This is a genomic window from Clostridium chrysemydis, from assembly GCF_015234215.1.
GTDB lineage: Bacteria > Bacillota > Clostridia > Clostridiales > Clostridiaceae > Clostridium > Clostridium chrysemydis.
In genome coordinates, this window is record NZ_JADEKP010000001.1 from 472,474 (window position 1) to 489,080 (window position 16,607).

Consider the following 16,607-nt stretch of genomic DNA (forward strand, 5'->3'; position numbering starts at 1 on the left):
ATTTATCTTATGAAGATAGTATATAATAAAATAAATATAAATTCAATATATTAGATTTATATTCAATATATTGAACAAAGAGGGCAGTTATGGATGAATTAAATAAAATAATAGGTAAAAACCTGATAAGTATAAGAAAAAAGAGAAATTTAAGTCTTGATGAAGTTTCAGAGTTGACTGGAGTTAGCAAGGGGATGATTTCACAAATAGAAAAAGGTAAATCAAACCCAACAGTATCTACTCTTTGGAAAATATCAACTGGTTTGAAAGTACCATTTTCTTCTTTTATGAAGAATAAGACTATAGATTATGAAGTAATAAATAAATACGATATAGAACCAATTTTAGAAGCTGATAACCTTATGAAAATTTATACGGTTTTCCCTTTTGATTCAAACAAGAATTTTGAGGTTCTAACCATTGATTTAGAAAGCGGGTGTACTCATTCATCACCTAAACATGCAGATTTGGTTGAAGAATATATAATAGTAAATGAAGGTATGCTTACTATGGATTTTGGGAAAGAACCATTAACATTAGAAAAAGGTAATTGTATTAGATTTTTAGCAAATACAAATCATACTTATAAAAACGAAACTGATAAAATATGTACGTTTGTAAATATAATAGTTTATGGTAAACAATAATTAATTTAATTATTTTTAATTAAGAGGAGAGATTTTTATGAGAACAGAAAAAGAAAAAATGTTAAATTCAGAGTATTATTTTGCAGGGGATTCAGAATTATCCTTAGAAAGAGAAAAGGCTAGAAGGTTAACTAGAGAATATAATAATACTATTGAAACAGAAAAAGAAAAGAGAAGTGAGATTTTAAAAGAGTTATTAGGTGATAGTGGAAAAGATATATTTATAGAACCTACATTTAAATGTGATTATGGCAGCAATATTTCAGTTGGAGATAATTTTTATGCAAACTTTGATTGTGTAATTTTAGATGTTTGTAAGGTTACAATTGGAGATAACTGCTTACTTGCACCAGGAGTTCATATATATACAGCTACGCATCCTTTAGATGCTAAAGAAAGAGTGAGTGGGCTTGAGTTTGGAAAGCCTGTAACTATAGGTGATAATGTTTGGATTGGAGGAAGATCTATTATTAATCCTGGAGTGAATATTGGAAACAATTCCATAATAGCCTCAGGGTCTGTAGTTACTAAAGATGTAGAAGATAATGTAGTAGTTGGTGGAAATCCAGCAAAAGTTATTAAAAGATTATAATTTACTCTTTTAAAATATTGTAAATTATAATATAATATGCTAAAAGATAGATTTCAAAAAAGAGAGGTAATTTTGTGAGTGTATAGTATCTAAAATGATAATTTTTATTAATTTTATAAAAATAGGGGTTTAAATACCTTTTGTTTTGATGGAATTAATTATTATTTAAGATACGAGTCCACGAAACTACACCTATTGGGAGAAGTCCCTTTATTTTGTTTATTTAGCTGTGGAGTATCCACAGCTTTTTTTATTTAAAATCGAAATCTATTTTTTAGTTTCGTTTGGCTCAAAGAGGAAAGCAAGGAAGGGTAAAAATGAATAAAGAAACATTAAATAAATTACATTATTATGAGTTAAAAGAAATAGTAAAAGGATATTGTGTAAGTGGTTTAGGGAAAGAATTAGTAGAAAAAATCAAACCTAGTTCAGATTTGAAAGTAGTAAATAGAAGGCTTGAAGAGACTGAGGAAGGAAGAGCATTAATTGATGCATCTTATAATATACCTTTTGATGGAATCTTTAATATAAAACCTCTCTTAGAAAAAATGGAAAAGGGATCATCTTTAGATATAGAAGATTTAGTAATGATATCTAACTTCCTAAGAGGCTCTAGAAAAATTAAAAATTTTATGAAAAATAAAGAAGGTTATGCTAAAACGCTAAGTTTATATGCAGATAACATAACAGAGTTTTCTTATATAGAAGAGGAAATTAATAACACAATAATCGGAAGTAGTATAAGTTCTAACGCATCTAAAGAATTAAAAAAAATCAGAAGACACAAAGATATATGTGAAGGAAAAATAAAAGAAAGACTAGAAAAGTTTTTAAAAAGCCCAAATAATAAAGAAGCTATAGGAGAATTTTTTATAAGCTTAAGAAATGGAAGATATACTATTCCTATAAAGGCATCTTATAAAAATAAAGTAGAGGGAACTATAATTGAAACTTCATCAAAAGGAGGCTCTGTATTTATAGAGCCTAGTGTTATCTCTAAATATACTAGCGAATTTGAAGTTTTAAAAGTAGAAGAAGCTATGGAAGAATATAAAATCTTAGCTAAACTTACTGAAATGATTTATGAAAAAGTAAAAGAACTTAAAATAAATATTGAAGTTATAGCAGAGTATGATATGATTTTTGCCAAAGCTAAATATAGTAAAGAGATAAATGGAATAAAACCAAAATTAAATAAAGATGGGTTCATAAAAATTGTTAAGGGGAGATACCCTCTAATAGATGAATCAGTTCCTTTAGATTTTGAAGTCGGAAATAATTATAAAAGTCTTATAATTACAGGGCCAAACGCTGGGGGGAAAACAGTAGTTTTAAAAACTATAGGACTACTCACTTTAGCTACATTATCAGGGTTTCACATAGGAGCCTCTAGAGATACAGAGCTTTCAGTGTTTGATAATGTATTTGTAGATATTGGAGATAATCAAAGTATTGAAAATGCCTTAAGTACATTTTCTTCTCACGTTAGTAATTTATCTAAAATTATAAAAGAAACAAATAAAAATACATTATTATTATTTGATGAAATAGGAAGTGGAACTGAACCAAACGAAGGAGCATCTTTAGCTATAGCTATTTTAGACGAGTTATACTTAAAAGGTGCAACTACAGTTGCAACTACTCACTATGGTGAAATAAAAAACTATTCGAGTTTGCATCCTCATTTTGAAAATGCAGCTATGGAATTTCAAAAAGATACTTTAGATCCTTTATACAAATTAAAGATTGGAGTATCAGGCGAAAGTAACGCTTTATATATTTCTAAAAAGGTAGGAATACCTGATTCTATAATAGAAAAAACAAAAAAATATATAAAAAATAAAGAATACGAGATAAACTTAAGAAGCATAAAAGAGCCAAAAAATAAAGTCTTAGAAAGAGAAAAAAATAGTATAGATGACTTTAATATAGGAGATAAAGTTTTACTTTTAGATAAAAATGAAAGCGGTATTGTCTTTAAAGAAAGGGATAACTTAAATAATGTTATTGTGTTTTTTAAAGAAGAATATTTAAATATTAATTATAATAGGTTAAAGCTACAAATTAAAGCTTCTGAATTGTATCCTAAAGATTATGATTTTAATCAATTATTTATAAGTTTCGAAGAAAGAAAACTAGAAAAAGATATCTTAAGAGGTTCAAAAAAAGCTTTAAAGAAAATAAGAAAAGAACATTTAAAGTAAGTATTAAAAGTGCTAATTTATATTAGCACTTTTTTTCTTAATCTTTTTATTAGAAAGGTAGTTGCCTTAAAAAGGGTCATAATTATTCCAATAAAAATAAATAGATATCCTAAAGGTATCATAAAGAAATATGGTTCAATTAAAAACCCTTCAGAATTAACATATGAATTTGAGGTACTATTAACTAAAAAACAAAGCAAACCTAAAATATAAGGTGAAAGATAAATTAATTTTTTCATTTGTATCACTCCTTTTATAAAACCATAATAACACCAAGTTTAATAAAAAACAATATATTTTTATTGTTAAACAATAAAAATAGGAAAGATTAAATTTAAAAGCAAGAATTATATAACTAATTATTTTAAAGATATAAATATATATAGATATAACTTATATAATTTTAGGATTTTAGGTATTTCAAAAAATAAATATAAATAATTAAAAGTTTAGTTTATAATGGTTTGACTTTTTACTATATTTGCAAAACAATAGTGAATCTTTATGTAAATGTTTACTTATAGCTAAAACTTATAATAAAGATAAAAAAATGTTATTATTAATATTTTTTGGTAAATGATAGAATTAATATGTAATATGTTTGTGAAAAAAATAACTTGGCCAAGGAATTTATAGTATTACTAATTTAAAAATTAGAGGTGTTATATGAGTGTTATTTATTTTTTTGTGTGTTTAATATCATGTATAGTTGGAGCTATAAGTGGTATAGGTGGAGGCGTTATTATAAAGCCAGTCTTAGACTCCCTAGGAACATTAAATGTTTCTGTAATTAGTTTTTTATCAGGCTGTACTGTTTTAGCAATGACAAGTATGACCTTATTTAGAAGTAGAAATTCTAATATAAAGATTGATAAAAGAAAAGGTACTCTTCTTGCAGTTGGAGGAGCTATTGGTGGAATAATAGGTAAATTAATATTTGATTACATAAAAACTGCATCAGGAGAGGAAGCTGTAGTTGGAGCTTCACAATCTATGCTTCTTGCAATAGTTACAATTGGAGTTTTAATATTTACTTTAAATAAAAGCAAATTTAAAATATATAGCGTTGAAAATAGTGCTGTATGTTTAATAATTGGTTTTTTATTAGGGTCAACTTCTGCATTTATGGGAATTGGAGGGGGTCCAATTAACTTAGCTATACTATTCTTATTTTTTGCAATGGATAGTAAGACTGCAGCTTTAAACTCTATATATATTATTTTCTTTTCACAACTTACAAGTTTATTATTTACAGTTTTTAGAGGGAAGGTTCCAGACTTTGATCCTTCTGTTTGTTTATTTATGTTAGCAGGTGGTATTTTAGGAGGAACTATAGGACCTATGATATCTAAAAAATTATCTTTAAAGGGAGTGGACAAGGTATATACAACACTTGTAATAGTTGTAATACTAATTAGTCTATATAACTTTGTAGGATATGTCGGAAAAATATAAGAAAGAAGGTAACTAATATGACAATATGTGCAAAATGTCCAACAAGAGGATGTACAACTAAAGAAGAAAGTAAAATGCCAAAGAAACTTTGTCCAAGTAGAGATTTAGAACTTCAGGAGGAAGCAAGAGAGCTTTATGTTTCAGAAGATTTAAAAATCGAAAGGGAAGCGACATTAGTTGAAGGTGAAGGGAAGTGCAATTGGACTCGTGTTCGAGAAATAGTTGAATTTGCAAAAAAGATGGGTTATAAAAAAATAGGTGTAGCATTTTGTATGGGATTACACGATGAATCTAAGATGTTTGTTAAAATATTAGAACATCACGGCCTTGAGGTAGTTTCTATAGGCTGTAAAAATGGTGCTAATTTAAAAGGATATATAGGTATAAAGCAAGAAGAAAAAGAAACTTACGTTAAAAATGATATAATGTGTAACCCTATAGCACAGGCATTATATTTAAATAAAAATGAAGTTGATTTAAATATATTACTCGGGTTATGCGTAGGTCATGACACATTATTTATAAAACATGCAAAGGCTCCTATAACAGTATTTGCTGTAAAGGACCGTGTACTTTGCAATAATCCTTTAGGTGCAATCTATGGTGCTGAAGGTTATTATAAAAAGAAATTATTAGATGAAGAATTTTAAAAAAATGCTAGAGTTTTATCTCTAGCATTTATTTTATATTATTTACTTTTTTTAGTAAACCTTCTAATTTGTCAGTTGATGTTATTCTATCATTACATTTTTCACTATCTAAACATATATAAAACCCTATAGATTTATAAGCATCTAAGCTTTTACTTGAAGTTTTACATATGGGTGAGACAAAGGCAACTTCATCTTTTTTTCCTATATGATTACAAAGTGTACAAACGTTAGTATTGTTTGATGTAGAATCAGATAGTCTACAAGACATTCCAAGTAATGTTCCGTTATAATCGTAAGCTATAAGTAGTTTTCTTATAGATGGGTCTATAAAACCTAAGTAAACTAAAGTTTTATCTTCTGATAGGTCAGGTAATTTTAACTTTTTCTCTTTTTTGAAGAGTTTAGTTAAAGTTTTTGAACTTGGAATTTTCATACCGTATACGTAAGATCTAACTTCTTTTAAGTATCCTTCTATTTGTAGAGGATCTTCTATTTTTGTAATATCTAGAATTTTTCTTTCTTCTTCACTTAAAGAATCAAATTTAGCATATATTTTGTTTCCTATATATGCTTTTGTACTTTCTACTATTTTTTTATCAGTACAATTTCTAAATGCATTATTCAAGTCATATAAGCATTTAGCTACAAAGTTATATTCGTATTTTTTAATAAAAGGACTCATAAATTTCACTCCCTTAATTCACATCCTAAAAAAAGAATATCATTTTTAAAAATATCCTTCAATCTAATAAATGGATATGAAATGTTTATGAGCAAAGTTTCTTTTCTTCAGTTATGATTCTCCTTATACTCTTATCAGATAAAAAGTATTCTTTAGCTAAATCATTAACTTTATAACCCTTTTTATACTTTTTATAAATTTCTATATTTCTGTATTTTAATTCTTTTTTAATACCGCTCTTTTCACCCCAAGATTTTGTATTATCATCTTTTCTTGGGATATAGAGACATTCACCATCTATATATTTTTGAATTGTTTCAATAACTTCTTTTGGTAACACATCTAATGCTTTTATATATTTCATAAAATCTACTCCTTGCTAAATTGAAATCAAATTAAGCAAAAGAGTACTTAAAAACGATGTGCTTTAGAAGCCTTTGTTTTGTAAGCTAACTAAAAACTTAGGCTCCATACAAAGCGTAGCTTCGCTTTTAAGTAATCCTTGCAAGGAGCTAAGTGATTTATAGCTGAATGTATTTTTAGATACTTTCATAAATAAACACCTCCGATTATAAAAGTAATTATACCATATTATACAAAATATTTACCTAAAATATTTGACTTAGAGTGCACTCTAAGTGTTAAGATAAAACTGAAAAAAGATTAAGGGTGGGATAAAAATGAAGAGAAAAATTATATTTTTTGATGCTGATGGTACTATAGTAAAGGGGCACTTTATGTCAGATAAGACAAAGGAAGCATTTAAAAAGTTAAGAGAAAATGGACATATACTAGTTTTAAGTACAGGAAGAGCACTTCCTTCTATCTACGGGGTTTTAAAAGAGATGAATTTTGAAAATATGATATGTTCAGCTGGTGGATGTGTAGTTGTTAATAACGAAATAGTATATAAAAAGCCAATGAAAGAAGAAAGCAAAAGAGAATTAGTAGAGTATTTTAATAATAATAATATAGTCTACAACATGGAAGCAAACGATAGTATTTATATAAATAAAGGACATAAAGAAAAATACATGAGATTATTCGAACTTCCAGATAAAAATGAAGTTTCAAAAGAAGAATATGATATGCTTTTAAAACACAGGGAAACTATAGATAAAGGAACTACTGAAATAGAAGATATAGATAAAATAGAAATAAATAAATTACATTATTACAGCGCTGACGTTTTATATGATGGTGAAAATTTAGTCGATAACGAAAAGATAAAAAGAGACTTAGGAGATAAATATAAATGCATTAATTTATCTTTAAGTAAGAAGTTTAGCGGCGGAGAGATATCTGAAAAGGATGTTTCAAAAAAGGCAGGGATGGAAGTTGTCTTAGGCTTTTTTGATGTAGAGTTTGAAGATGTATTTGCAATTGGTGATGATTATAACGATATTGAAATGCTAGAGTTTTCTAAAAACAGCATAGCTATGGGACAAGCGCCAGAAGAGGTTAAAAAATATGCAACATATATTACTTCTGATATAGATAATGATGGATTTTATAACGCAATGAAACATTTTAAATTAATTTAAAAGAAGCCTCCTAAAAAGGAGGCTTCTTTTATTTAGATAAAGGACCGTATTTATCTTTATCTAAAAATGTTAAGCAAAGGGTAAGTTCTTCTATATGTTCTCTTTCATCGTTTATTATCTTATTTATAAGAGCTATTAAAAAGTCATCACTTATATTGGATATGAAAAATTCATAAAGTGAAATAGCTTCAAGTTCTCCTTTAATAGCTTCTCTTAAATAGTCTAACAAATTAGAATCTTTAGTCTTACTTAAAGAAAAATCTGAGTACTTTGAAAAATCTTTTTTATTTAGAGACTGATGATTTTTAACTTTAGCTTCATATTCCTCTTGCTTTTTATCATACTTTCTAAGGGCATTTAAAAATAAACCGTAATGTTCTTTTTCTTCTTCCATAATGTGATGGAATATTTCTTTGATTTCTTTATTATTTGTAAGCTTTATAAAATGACTATAATCATTTATAGCAACTATTTCAGCTATCATACCTTCCCTTAAAAAGTTAACTTTATCTATCAATGTGCCTTGAGGTTGCCTATTTGTAGTGTAACTCATAAATCCTCCTATATACTTTTTGTATATTATATTTAATTTGAGAAATTCTGTTAATAAATAATTAAAGAATAGAAATTTAATTGACTTTAAGATAGATAAAAGATACAATTATTTCTAAAAATAAAAGGGGGTAAAAATATGTATTATGGAGAAAAAGTTTTATTAAGGGGCTACAAAGAAGAAGATATAGAAAAAGCTTATGAATTTGTTAACGACTTCGAAGTTAAAAGGCTACTTGACCCAAATACACCTTTTCCAATCACTAAATGGGAAGAAGAATCTTGGGTAAAATCGTCTAAAAACAAAGAAGGTTTAGTTTATGATTTTGCAATTGAAGATATAGTTACAGGTCAGTATATAGGCGGAGTTAGTATAAACTCTTGTAGCATAAAAAATAGAAATTGCGTAATTGGAATAATGATAGGAGATAAAAAGTTTTGGGGAAAAGGATATGGAACTGATGCTTTAAAGGTTTTAATAAAATTCATATTTGAAGAATGCAATTTAGAAAAAATTAAACTTGCGGCATATAGCTTTAACGACCGAGCTATAAGATGTTATAAATCTTTAGGGTTTAAAGAAGAAGGGGTTTTAAAAAAAGAAATCTATAGAGAAGGAAAATATTACGATGAGATATTGATGGCTCTATTTAAAGAAGATTATAAAAATTAATTAAAATTAAGCTTTAGGATTATGTTCTTAAAGCTTAATTTTAGTTAGTTATATTAAAAAGTAAAAAGGAAGAAAGCTTATGAAAAAGACAATATTAGATTTTAAAGATAAAATACTTAAGTTACCTTTAAAAGATAAGTACACTAAAGAAGATCTTTTAATAGAAGATTTTCTAATAGATGAAAAAGGTAATATAAAAGTTTATTATGCACCTCATAATGAATATATAAATAAAAAGGCTAAAGTTATTATAGTTGGAATAACACCTGGCTTTAATCAAATGAATAATGCATTTATAGAGGCGAGATATGATTTAAATAAGAATTTAGATTTAGAAGAAATTAAATATAGATGCAAAGAAAAAGGAAGATTTAGTGGGCCTTTAAGAAAAAATACTATATCTATGTTAGATATAATAAGTTTAAATAAAGCTTTAAATATTGATTCTTGCAGTGAGTTATTTTTAGATAAGGACTATCTTATTCACACAACGGCTTTAGTATCTTATCCTGTATTTATTAAAGATAAAAATTATACAGGGTACACTCCAAGCTTAATAAAGAGCGAGTTTTTAATGAAGTATGTATACGATATCTTTATAGAGGAGATAAAAACCATAGAAAAATTTGATAAAGCGATTATAATACCTCTTGGCAAAGCTGTTTTAGAAGTTTTAATTAAGTTGAGCGAAGAAGGATATATAAAAGAAGAACAAATTTTAAAAGGGTTCCCTCACCCATCAGGTGCAAACGTTAATAGGTTAAATGAGTTAAATAAAAATAAAGATGATATGACAAAGTTTATATTAAATAAATTTAAATAATGAAAAGGGGAAATTTTATGAGAGATTATTTTAAAGAATTAATAGAGGATTTAAAATCTTTAGAAGAAGTAGAACTTATAATGCTTGGAGGTTCAAAGGCATTAAATAAAGAGGACGCGCTATCAGATTATGATGTATATGTTTATTACAGCAATTATATAGAGGTAGAAGCGAGAAGAGAAATACTTAAAAAATATTTTAAGTACGTAGAAGTATCTAATAAATTTTTTGAAGAAGAGGATGATGGAATTTTAATAAATGGAAAAGAAGTTGAACTTATCTATAGAGATTTAAATTTTTTAGAAGATAATTTCATAAATACATTTGAAAAGTTTAAATCTTCATTTGGTTATTCAACTTGTATGGTTCATAATATTTTAACTTCGAAGGTTCTTTATGATAAAAATAATATAATAAAAGACTACAGAGAAAAATATAATTTTTATCCTAAAGAATTAAAAGAAAGTATAGTTTTAAATAATATAAAACTTTTAGATAATCAAATGCCATCTCTTTCTTATCAAATTATTAAGGCTATAAAAAGAGGGGATATAATTTCTATAAATCATAGGATAACTGAGTATTTAGCAATTTATTTTGATATTTTATTTTCATTAAATGAAGAGTTTCATCCTGGAGAAAAGAGACTTTTACCTTGGATTGAAAAGTTTAAAATAAAGCCAGAAAACTCTAAAGAATTAATAACTAAGTTATTAAACGCTCAAAACCTTAGTAAAGAAGAAGCTATTAAAACTGTAAAAGATTTATCAAATGGTATGAACGATTTAGTAAAAAGTATTTATAAAGATTTTGAAAAATCAAATTACAGTAAAGAGAAGAGTGAATAAAATTTAAATAGAATATTTACAACGTTTACAATAAGTGATAATATATGATTAGAATTATATACTGATCGTTACTGAATTTTTATCAGGCGTGACCTTAGTTGCTGAAAGCAAAGCCTTTCAGTAATTGAGGTCTTTTGCTTTATAAAGAGAAAATAAAAGGGGGAGGACTATGGAGAAACTAGTTTTAGATATTGGAGGAAGCGCAATAAAATATGCCTTGATGGATAAAGATTTTAATATATTAAAAAAAGGAGAGGAAAAGACTCCTTTAGATAGTTTAAATAGTTTGATAAACACTATTTTAAAAATTTATAAAAAACATGAGGAAGAAGTTGATGGAATAGCCTTAAGTATGCCTGGCAATATAGATTCAAAGAATGGGCAGATATATCAACCAGGTGCAATACTTTATAATGCTAACATTAACATCATAAAAGAAATAAATAAACTAATAGATATCCCTGTCTCAGTTGAAAATGACGGTAAGAGTGCAGCACTTGCAGAGGCATTTAAAGGAAATTTATCTAATTGCTCTGACGGCGTAGTTTTAATTCTTGGAACAGGAGTTGGGGGAGGAATAATTAAAGATAAAAAGATTCATAAGGGAAGTCACTTTTTTGCAGGAGAATTTTCTTTTATTTTAGGAGAAGATCAAAAAAAGGATTTGAAGACGTCTTTGCTCTAAAGGCTAGTACACAGGCACTTATTTTAGAAGTAGCAAAAGAAAAGGGAATAGATAAAGACAGTATAAATGGAAAAGATGTATTTGAAATGATTAAGAAAAATGATGAAAAAGCTATAAAAGCTTTTGATAAGTTTACTATGAATTTAGCAAGAGGTATATATAATATTCAATGTATTTTAGATCCAGAGAAAATTCTTATAGGAGGTGGAATTTCAAAGCAACCTATATTACTAGAAAAGATTAAGGAAAAATTAGATGATATTTATAAGGTAATACCTTTTGATATACCTAAAGCAAATATAGATACTTGTAAATATTTTAATGATTCTAATTTAATTGGTGCTTTATATAATTATTATATTCAATATGGTTTTGAGTAAGGAGTGGAGAGGTTATGGGAAGAAAATATTCAAAAGAGTTATTCAAAAAAATCTATAGAGAAACTTAGAAAAATGTTTAATGAAATAAAAAGTAGACCTATAGTTAATAATAAAATAATTATAAATAATGATAAATTTAAATCTTTTGATGGAACCTATATTAATTTAAGGATATATAAAAGAGAAGATTATAAAGAAAACTCACAGATACTTTATTATATACACGGTGGAGGATTTTTTGGAGGTTCATTAGATGTTGTTGAGGAGTTAATTAAAGTAATTGTAGATAATACAAATATTATTGCAGTTTCAGTAGATTATAGATTGGCACCTGAAAATAAATATCCAACAGGACATAAAGATTGTTTTTGTGGATTAGAGTGGGTTTATAATAATTGCTCAAAGCTTGGAGGAGATAAGGATAATATTTTTGTTTGCGGGGATAGTGCAGGAGGAAATTTAGCTCATTATTGTTCACTTAAGGACCGTGAATTAAATAAAGGAATGGTAAAGGGACAATTACTTTTATATCCTACTTTAAATATGGCAAAATTCGAAGATGATTTATTTAAATGGAGTATAGACGAATATGAAATTTCACCTAAGTATAAAAAGGGCATAGAAACTATGCTTTATATGTTTGATAATCTTAGTTTGGGTTTAAGTGATATTTTAGGAGTAGAGGTAGATAAAACTAATCATTATTTAAATCCTTATTCAGGAGATGTTAAAGGGTTACCAAAAACATTTATAACAGTAGGTGAACATGATTATTTAAAGGTAGAGAGCTTAGCTTATGCAGTGAAACTTAATAGAGAAGGTATTTACACTAAGACTATTTTATATAAAGGTCTTGGGCATGCTTACGGAGATAATATAGGATATTATCCTCAAAGTGAGGATTGTGCTATAGAAATTGGAAAGTTTATATTAGAAAATAGTAAATAATATAAAGAAAAGGTATTTAAAATACCTTTTCTTTATGTCTATAAATCATATCAATATGAGGAATATTATCTTCTAAATAAATTTCTGATACCTCTTTAAAACCTAAGCTTTTATAAAAATTTATTAAATAAGCTTGTGCTTGGATTTTTATAGTGTTTTCATTAAGTTCTTCTGTAATAAATTTTATAGCTTTTGTCATCATATCTCTAGAAATCCCGCCTTTTCTATAAGCTTCTTTTACTATAACCCTTCCTATAGAAACTTCATCATAAGATATGCCCCTTTCTAATATTCTAAGGTAAGCTATTATTTTATCATCATCTTTCAAAAATAAATGAAAAGACTTTAAATCCTTAAAATCACAATCTTGGTAAGGACATTCTTGTTCTACTATAAATACTTCATTTCTTAAAGAGAGTATATTATATACCTCTAAAGCACTTAAATTTTCGAATTTTTTTAATTCCCATTTCATTTGCATAACCTCCAAAATTATAAAATTTAATAGGATTAAACAAAAAGCACTGAATCTCATTCCTCCTTATTTAATAAGGCCCTAGTGGAATAAGATTCAGTGCTTATCTAAAGTTCTTACCCGGGGATAAGAACAAGCATCCTATTATTTTATTGATTAAATAATATCATTTGATTAATAAAAATGCAATAGCTTGTATAAATTTTATAAAGTATAATTAAATTATAGTAAAAATTTGGGGGCATTTTATGAAAAAAATTATAGCGGGGGTACTGATTTTAATGGTAATATTTATTACTTTTATTAATTTTAAAGAGAAGGGGAATGGCTTAAGAAAAGATGATTTAGATGTTTTTAAGAAAGAATTTAAAGTTATAAAAACATTAAATGTGAATAATTATTCTAAAAAGAAAGTTAAAGATAAAGAAGCGTTCACAGAACTTGAAATAATGTATTTTTATCCAAAAGAAATAAAAGATAAGCTAAAAGATAATAGAGAAGATATCACTTTTGATAATGAAAATATAAAAGTAGAGAAGATAGATACTTTAAAAAAGGTAGAAACAGAAAAATATATTTTATCTTCTATATCTATAAATTTAAATTTATTAAGTGAAGATTTAGTATCTGAGAATATTAATATAGTTTTAAAAGATGGAGGAAGTATAGATTTAAACTTTGGAAAATTAGTTAACAAAGATTTAAATTTAAGTAATCTTGAAGAAGGAGACTCTAAAAATATCGATATAGAAAATTCTATAATAATTTCAAAAGATGATTTATCGAGTCTTAAAGTTCATAATTTAAAGGGTGATGATATTACTATTAATAATCTAATTTTAGATAGTGAATACTTTAATTTGAAAAGTGATTTTAAAAGAGAAAATATAAAAGGTAATTCAGAAGGAAGAGGTTATAAGCTTGATATTTCTCCTAAGGACAAAAGTTATATAAATTTTTATTATAATATTTTAGTTTCTTATAATTATAAAAATAAAGATTATTTTTATCTATCACCTATAGGAACTAAGGAAGGGTTATTTTTTAGCGATATAAATGATAAAATATTAGAAAATTCAGCGCTTTAATAAAAAACGTATCTTTTTGATACGTTTTTTATATTAGTCCAAAAAGTCCAAGCAATATAGGAAGAAATACTGAAGGGAGCATATTAGAGACTTTAATTTTAGAAATTTCAAGCATATCAAAGCTAAGACCTATTATTAAAAGACTACCTATTGCAGTCATAGAAGTAATAACAGCTTGGCTTAAAAGAGAAGATAAAAAGGATGCACATAAAGTGATAGTTCCTTGGTAGATAAAAACTGCTATAGAAGAAAAAATAACACCTATCCCAAGAGTTGCAGAAAATATAATAGCAGAAATACCGTCTAAAACAGATTTTGCTAAAAGTGTATCATAATCTTTTAAAAGGCCACTTTCTAAAGAACCTACTATAGCCATAGCACCAACGCAAAATAAAAGACTAGATGAAACGAAGGCTTTTGAAACAGAAAATTTAGAAGTTTCTAAAGAAGATGAAAGTTTTGATTTTGAAGAGACTTTTGATTCAATAAAATTTCCAAGAGATTTTAATCTTTTATCAATATCTATAGCTTCTCCAATCAAAGACCCAACTGCAATGCAGATTATAGTAATTAAAGTATTCTCTCCCTTTAAAGAACCGCTAACTCCTATATAAAAAACGCAAAGTGCAATCCCCTTCATTATAGTGTCACTTATTTTATTTGATATTCCTCCTTTAATAAATAATCCGACTAAGCTACCTAAAACAATCGCTAATGTATTTATTATAGTTCCCAGCATAAAAATCTCCTCCTTTAAGTATATAAAAATAAATATATTAAGGAAAATTATAGCATATAAACAAAAATTACTCATTAAATTTATGTTTTTAATAATTATAGAGGATTTAATTTATTTGAAAAAAATAAAGCAAACTCTAGTTTTAGAGTTTGCTTTAATAATATTTTATATTAAGTCTTCTATATCATTTACTTTAGCTTGTTCGTTTTCGTTTATTGGTATAACTAAGCACTTTTTACCATCTATTATTTGTGATTTTATTTCGCTTACCTTTTCAGGTTTAACTTTTAAAATAACATCAAAACCTTGATCAGAGTTTGAGTTATCCTCTAATTTAGAATCTTCTTCAGTTTGATCTATATTAGAAGAATCTAAGATATCTTCTTCCTCTTTTTCAAGCTTTATAGAGGCTTCTTCTTTAACTTGTTCAATCTTTTCTTGAAGCCTTACAACTTCTTTTATAAGATGTTCTTCTTTTTTTCTTTGCTCATTTTCTTTTAATGTTTTTTTATCTATTAAGTTTTCGGCTAAAGGAACTTGGTCTTTGAAATTTTCATCAAATGATTTTTCAATTTTTTTAGTAATAGCTTCAGGAACACCACTTTCAGTTAAAAGATTTTGCATCTCTTCTTTTGAAACAGATAAAGGCTCACTATCTGTATCACCGTAAATTGAATCGTGTTCTTCAATCATATTACTTAAGTTTTCTTGAACTTCCATAAAAATTTTGTTTGCAGCTTTTTCATCAGCTACGTAAGAATCTTTAATTATAGATTGGAATGCTTCTTTTTGAATAGTTGCAGTTTGTTTTATTTCACAGCCAAGAGAGTTTTCCATAAGCTCTGGGTGAGTTTTTTTAGCATTTTTAGTGTAATACATAACTGAATTTACATCAGAGCTACGGTTTATAAATGCTGGGAAAACAAATCCGTTTTGAGGAGGTTCTACAACCCAATCACGAATTCTAGCGCCGATTGTATTTTCTTCTTCGTAATATCTAAGGCCTGGCTCTGATAAAGAAACAGGACAAAGGGCACATAATATATATTCATATATTTCTTCTGATTCATCTATATTTAGATTATCAGATGTTTTAGTGATAACATCATATGCGTCGTGGAAAAGTATAATTAAAAAGTTTCCAGTGTAATCATAATTATCTATAATTGACTTATAAAAATCATTAAGTAAAGTATCATCTTTTAGAGCACTAGTTTTAAGCTGCATAAGTGAGACTTGTCTATCATTTACTAAGTCTTCTGAATCTTTAAAGTTTAATTCTAATAAATTATTTGAAATAGTACCTGATATAACTTTCTTTGCTATATCTAAATATTTAAAATACTCGTCCTCTTCTAAATTTAGAAAACTTTCTCTGAAATTTAAAATAATGTTTTTCTCTGAATTTACATAACAACCGCACATTTTAGTAAAGGTACAGTTTTCTTTTTTTAAGTGTTTTCTTAATTCAAGTATATCTTTTTTTCTCATACAAACCCCTCGATCAAATTAAATTTAGGCGTAATTTATTTATTACCATTATTAAGTATAGTATTTTTTTTATATTAATTAAAGTGTTCTAAATTATTTCTTACATAAATGAAAGGTAAATGTAATGA

Annotated in this window: 21 protein-coding genes; 13 read left to right on the forward strand and 8 right to left on the reverse strand. The window is 26.5% G+C overall.

Annotated features, from left to right (window positions below):
- Positions 1–89: 89 nt before the first annotated feature.
- From relB to INR60_RS02325, 3 genes are all read left to right on the forward strand, one after another.
- The gene (gene relB, locus INR60_RS02315) at positions 90–647 is read left to right on the forward strand and encodes a type II toxin-antitoxin system RelB family anti-toxin (protein WP_194189862.1); all 558 of its coding nucleotides are present in this window, start codon (positions 90–92) and stop codon (positions 645–647) included.
- 37 nt (positions 648–684) lie between these two features.
- Complete coding sequence (locus tag INR60_RS02320; RefSeq protein WP_194189863.1) at positions 685–1,239, forward strand: sugar O-acetyltransferase; 555 nt, start codon at positions 685–687, stop codon at positions 1,237–1,239.
- Positions 1,240–1,556: 317 nt separating this feature from the next.
- Positions 1,557–3,443, forward strand: a complete 1,887-nt coding sequence (locus INR60_RS02325; RefSeq protein WP_194189864.1) for an endonuclease MutS2 — start codon at positions 1,557–1,559, stop codon at positions 3,441–3,443.
- Between the two features lie 17 nt (positions 3,444–3,460).
- Here INR60_RS02325 and INR60_RS02330 read toward each other — a convergent pair whose 3' ends face one another.
- Entirely contained in the window at positions 3,461–3,682 is a 222-nt protein-coding gene (locus INR60_RS02330; RefSeq protein ID WP_207729519.1) for a DUF3955 domain-containing protein, read from the reverse strand.
- A 427-nt stretch (positions 3,683–4,109) separates the two neighbouring features.
- On the opposite strand from INR60_RS02330, the gene INR60_RS02335 reads away from it, so the two are divergent.
- Positions 4,110–4,898: a sulfite exporter TauE/SafE family protein gene (locus INR60_RS02335; RefSeq protein ID WP_194189865.1), complete on the forward strand. Its 789-nt coding sequence runs from the start codon at positions 4,110–4,112 to the stop codon at positions 4,896–4,898.
- 17 nt (positions 4,899–4,915) lie between these two features.
- The gene (locus tag INR60_RS02340; RefSeq protein ID WP_194189866.1) at positions 4,916–5,548 is read left to right on the forward strand and encodes a DUF1847 domain-containing protein; all 633 of its coding nucleotides are present in this window, start codon (positions 4,916–4,918) and stop codon (positions 5,546–5,548) included.
- Between the two features lie 28 nt (positions 5,549–5,576).
- Here INR60_RS02340 and INR60_RS02345 read toward each other — a convergent pair whose 3' ends face one another.
- The 3 genes from INR60_RS02345 to INR60_RS17475 all read right to left on the reverse strand — a co-directional run bounded on the left by INR60_RS02345 (position 5,577) and on the right by INR60_RS17475 (position 6,786).
- A complete protein-coding gene (locus INR60_RS02345; RefSeq protein WP_194189867.1) occupies positions 5,577–6,233 on the reverse strand; it encodes an FBP domain-containing protein in 657 nt (218 codons plus the stop codon).
- A gap of 85 nt (positions 6,234–6,318) precedes the next feature.
- Complete coding sequence (locus INR60_RS02350) at positions 6,319–6,597, reverse strand: CD3324 family protein (RefSeq protein WP_194189868.1); 279 nt, start codon at positions 6,595–6,597, stop codon at positions 6,319–6,321.
- Between the two features lie 63 nt (positions 6,598–6,660).
- On the reverse strand, positions 6,661–6,786 hold the full coding sequence (locus INR60_RS17475) for a hypothetical protein (RefSeq protein ID WP_274380424.1): 126 nt from the start codon (positions 6,784–6,786) through the stop codon (positions 6,661–6,663).
- A gap of 127 nt (positions 6,787–6,913) precedes the next feature.
- Between INR60_RS17475 and INR60_RS02355 the strand changes: the two genes are divergently transcribed.
- Positions 6,914–7,777: an HAD family hydrolase gene (locus tag INR60_RS02355; RefSeq protein ID WP_194189869.1), complete on the forward strand. Its 864-nt coding sequence runs from the start codon at positions 6,914–6,916 to the stop codon at positions 7,775–7,777.
- A 28-nt stretch (positions 7,778–7,805) separates the two neighbouring features.
- On the opposite strand, the gene INR60_RS02360 is transcribed toward INR60_RS02355, so the two are convergent.
- Positions 7,806–8,330 carry a ferritin family protein gene (locus INR60_RS02360; protein WP_194189870.1) on the reverse strand — a complete coding sequence of 175 codons (525 nt, stop codon included), beginning with the start codon at positions 8,328–8,330 and terminating at the stop codon, positions 7,806–7,808.
- A gap of 138 nt (positions 8,331–8,468) precedes the next feature.
- Between INR60_RS02360 and INR60_RS02365 the strand changes: the two genes are divergently transcribed.
- The 6 genes from INR60_RS02365 to INR60_RS02385 all read left to right on the forward strand — a co-directional run bounded on the left by INR60_RS02365 (position 8,469) and on the right by INR60_RS02385 (position 12,686).
- Entirely contained in the window at positions 8,469–9,002 is a 534-nt protein-coding gene (locus INR60_RS02365; protein WP_194189871.1) for a GNAT family N-acetyltransferase, read from the forward strand.
- A gap of 79 nt (positions 9,003–9,081) precedes the next feature.
- Positions 9,082–9,825, forward strand: coding sequence for a hypothetical protein (locus INR60_RS02370; protein ID WP_194189872.1), 744 nt, complete (start codon positions 9,082–9,084; stop codon positions 9,823–9,825).
- Between the two features lie 17 nt (positions 9,826–9,842).
- A complete protein-coding gene (locus INR60_RS02375) occupies positions 9,843–10,673 on the forward strand; it encodes a DUF4037 domain-containing protein (RefSeq protein WP_194189873.1) in 831 nt (276 codons plus the stop codon).
- A 169-nt stretch (positions 10,674–10,842) separates the two neighbouring features.
- Positions 10,843–11,358: an ROK family protein gene (locus INR60_RS17480; RefSeq protein ID WP_194189874.1), complete on the forward strand. Its 516-nt coding sequence runs from the start codon at positions 10,843–10,845 to the stop codon at positions 11,356–11,358.
- A gap of 62 nt (positions 11,359–11,420) precedes the next feature.
- Entirely contained in the window at positions 11,421–11,738 is a 318-nt protein-coding gene (locus INR60_RS17485; RefSeq protein ID WP_420797481.1) for an ROK family protein, read from the forward strand.
- Positions 11,739–11,741: 3 nt separating this feature from the next.
- Complete coding sequence (locus INR60_RS02385) at positions 11,742–12,686, forward strand: alpha/beta hydrolase (RefSeq protein ID WP_338014996.1); 945 nt, start codon at positions 11,742–11,744, stop codon at positions 12,684–12,686.
- 16 nt (positions 12,687–12,702) lie between these two features.
- On the opposite strand, the gene INR60_RS02390 is transcribed toward INR60_RS02385, so the two are convergent.
- On the reverse strand, positions 12,703–13,161 hold the full coding sequence (locus INR60_RS02390) for a GNAT family N-acetyltransferase (RefSeq protein WP_194189875.1): 459 nt from the start codon (positions 13,159–13,161) through the stop codon (positions 12,703–12,705).
- A 248-nt stretch (positions 13,162–13,409) separates the two neighbouring features.
- Between INR60_RS02390 and INR60_RS02395 the strand changes: the two genes are divergently transcribed.
- Positions 13,410–14,249, forward strand: coding sequence for a hypothetical protein (locus tag INR60_RS02395; RefSeq protein WP_194189876.1), 840 nt, complete (start codon positions 13,410–13,412; stop codon positions 14,247–14,249).
- Between the two features lie 28 nt (positions 14,250–14,277).
- Here the strand turns inward: INR60_RS02395 and INR60_RS02400 are convergent, their stop codons facing one another.
- Both INR60_RS02400 and INR60_RS02405 read right to left on the reverse strand, forming a co-directional pair.
- Complete coding sequence (locus INR60_RS02400) at positions 14,278–14,988, reverse strand: DUF554 domain-containing protein (RefSeq protein ID WP_194189877.1); 711 nt, start codon at positions 14,986–14,988, stop codon at positions 14,278–14,280.
- 165 nt (positions 14,989–15,153) lie between these two features.
- Positions 15,154–16,479 (reverse strand): DUF4317 domain-containing protein, encoded by a 1,326-nt coding sequence (locus INR60_RS02405; RefSeq protein ID WP_194189878.1) that lies wholly within the window; start codon positions 16,477–16,479, stop codon positions 15,154–15,156.
- Positions 16,480–16,607 lie beyond the last annotated feature (128 nt).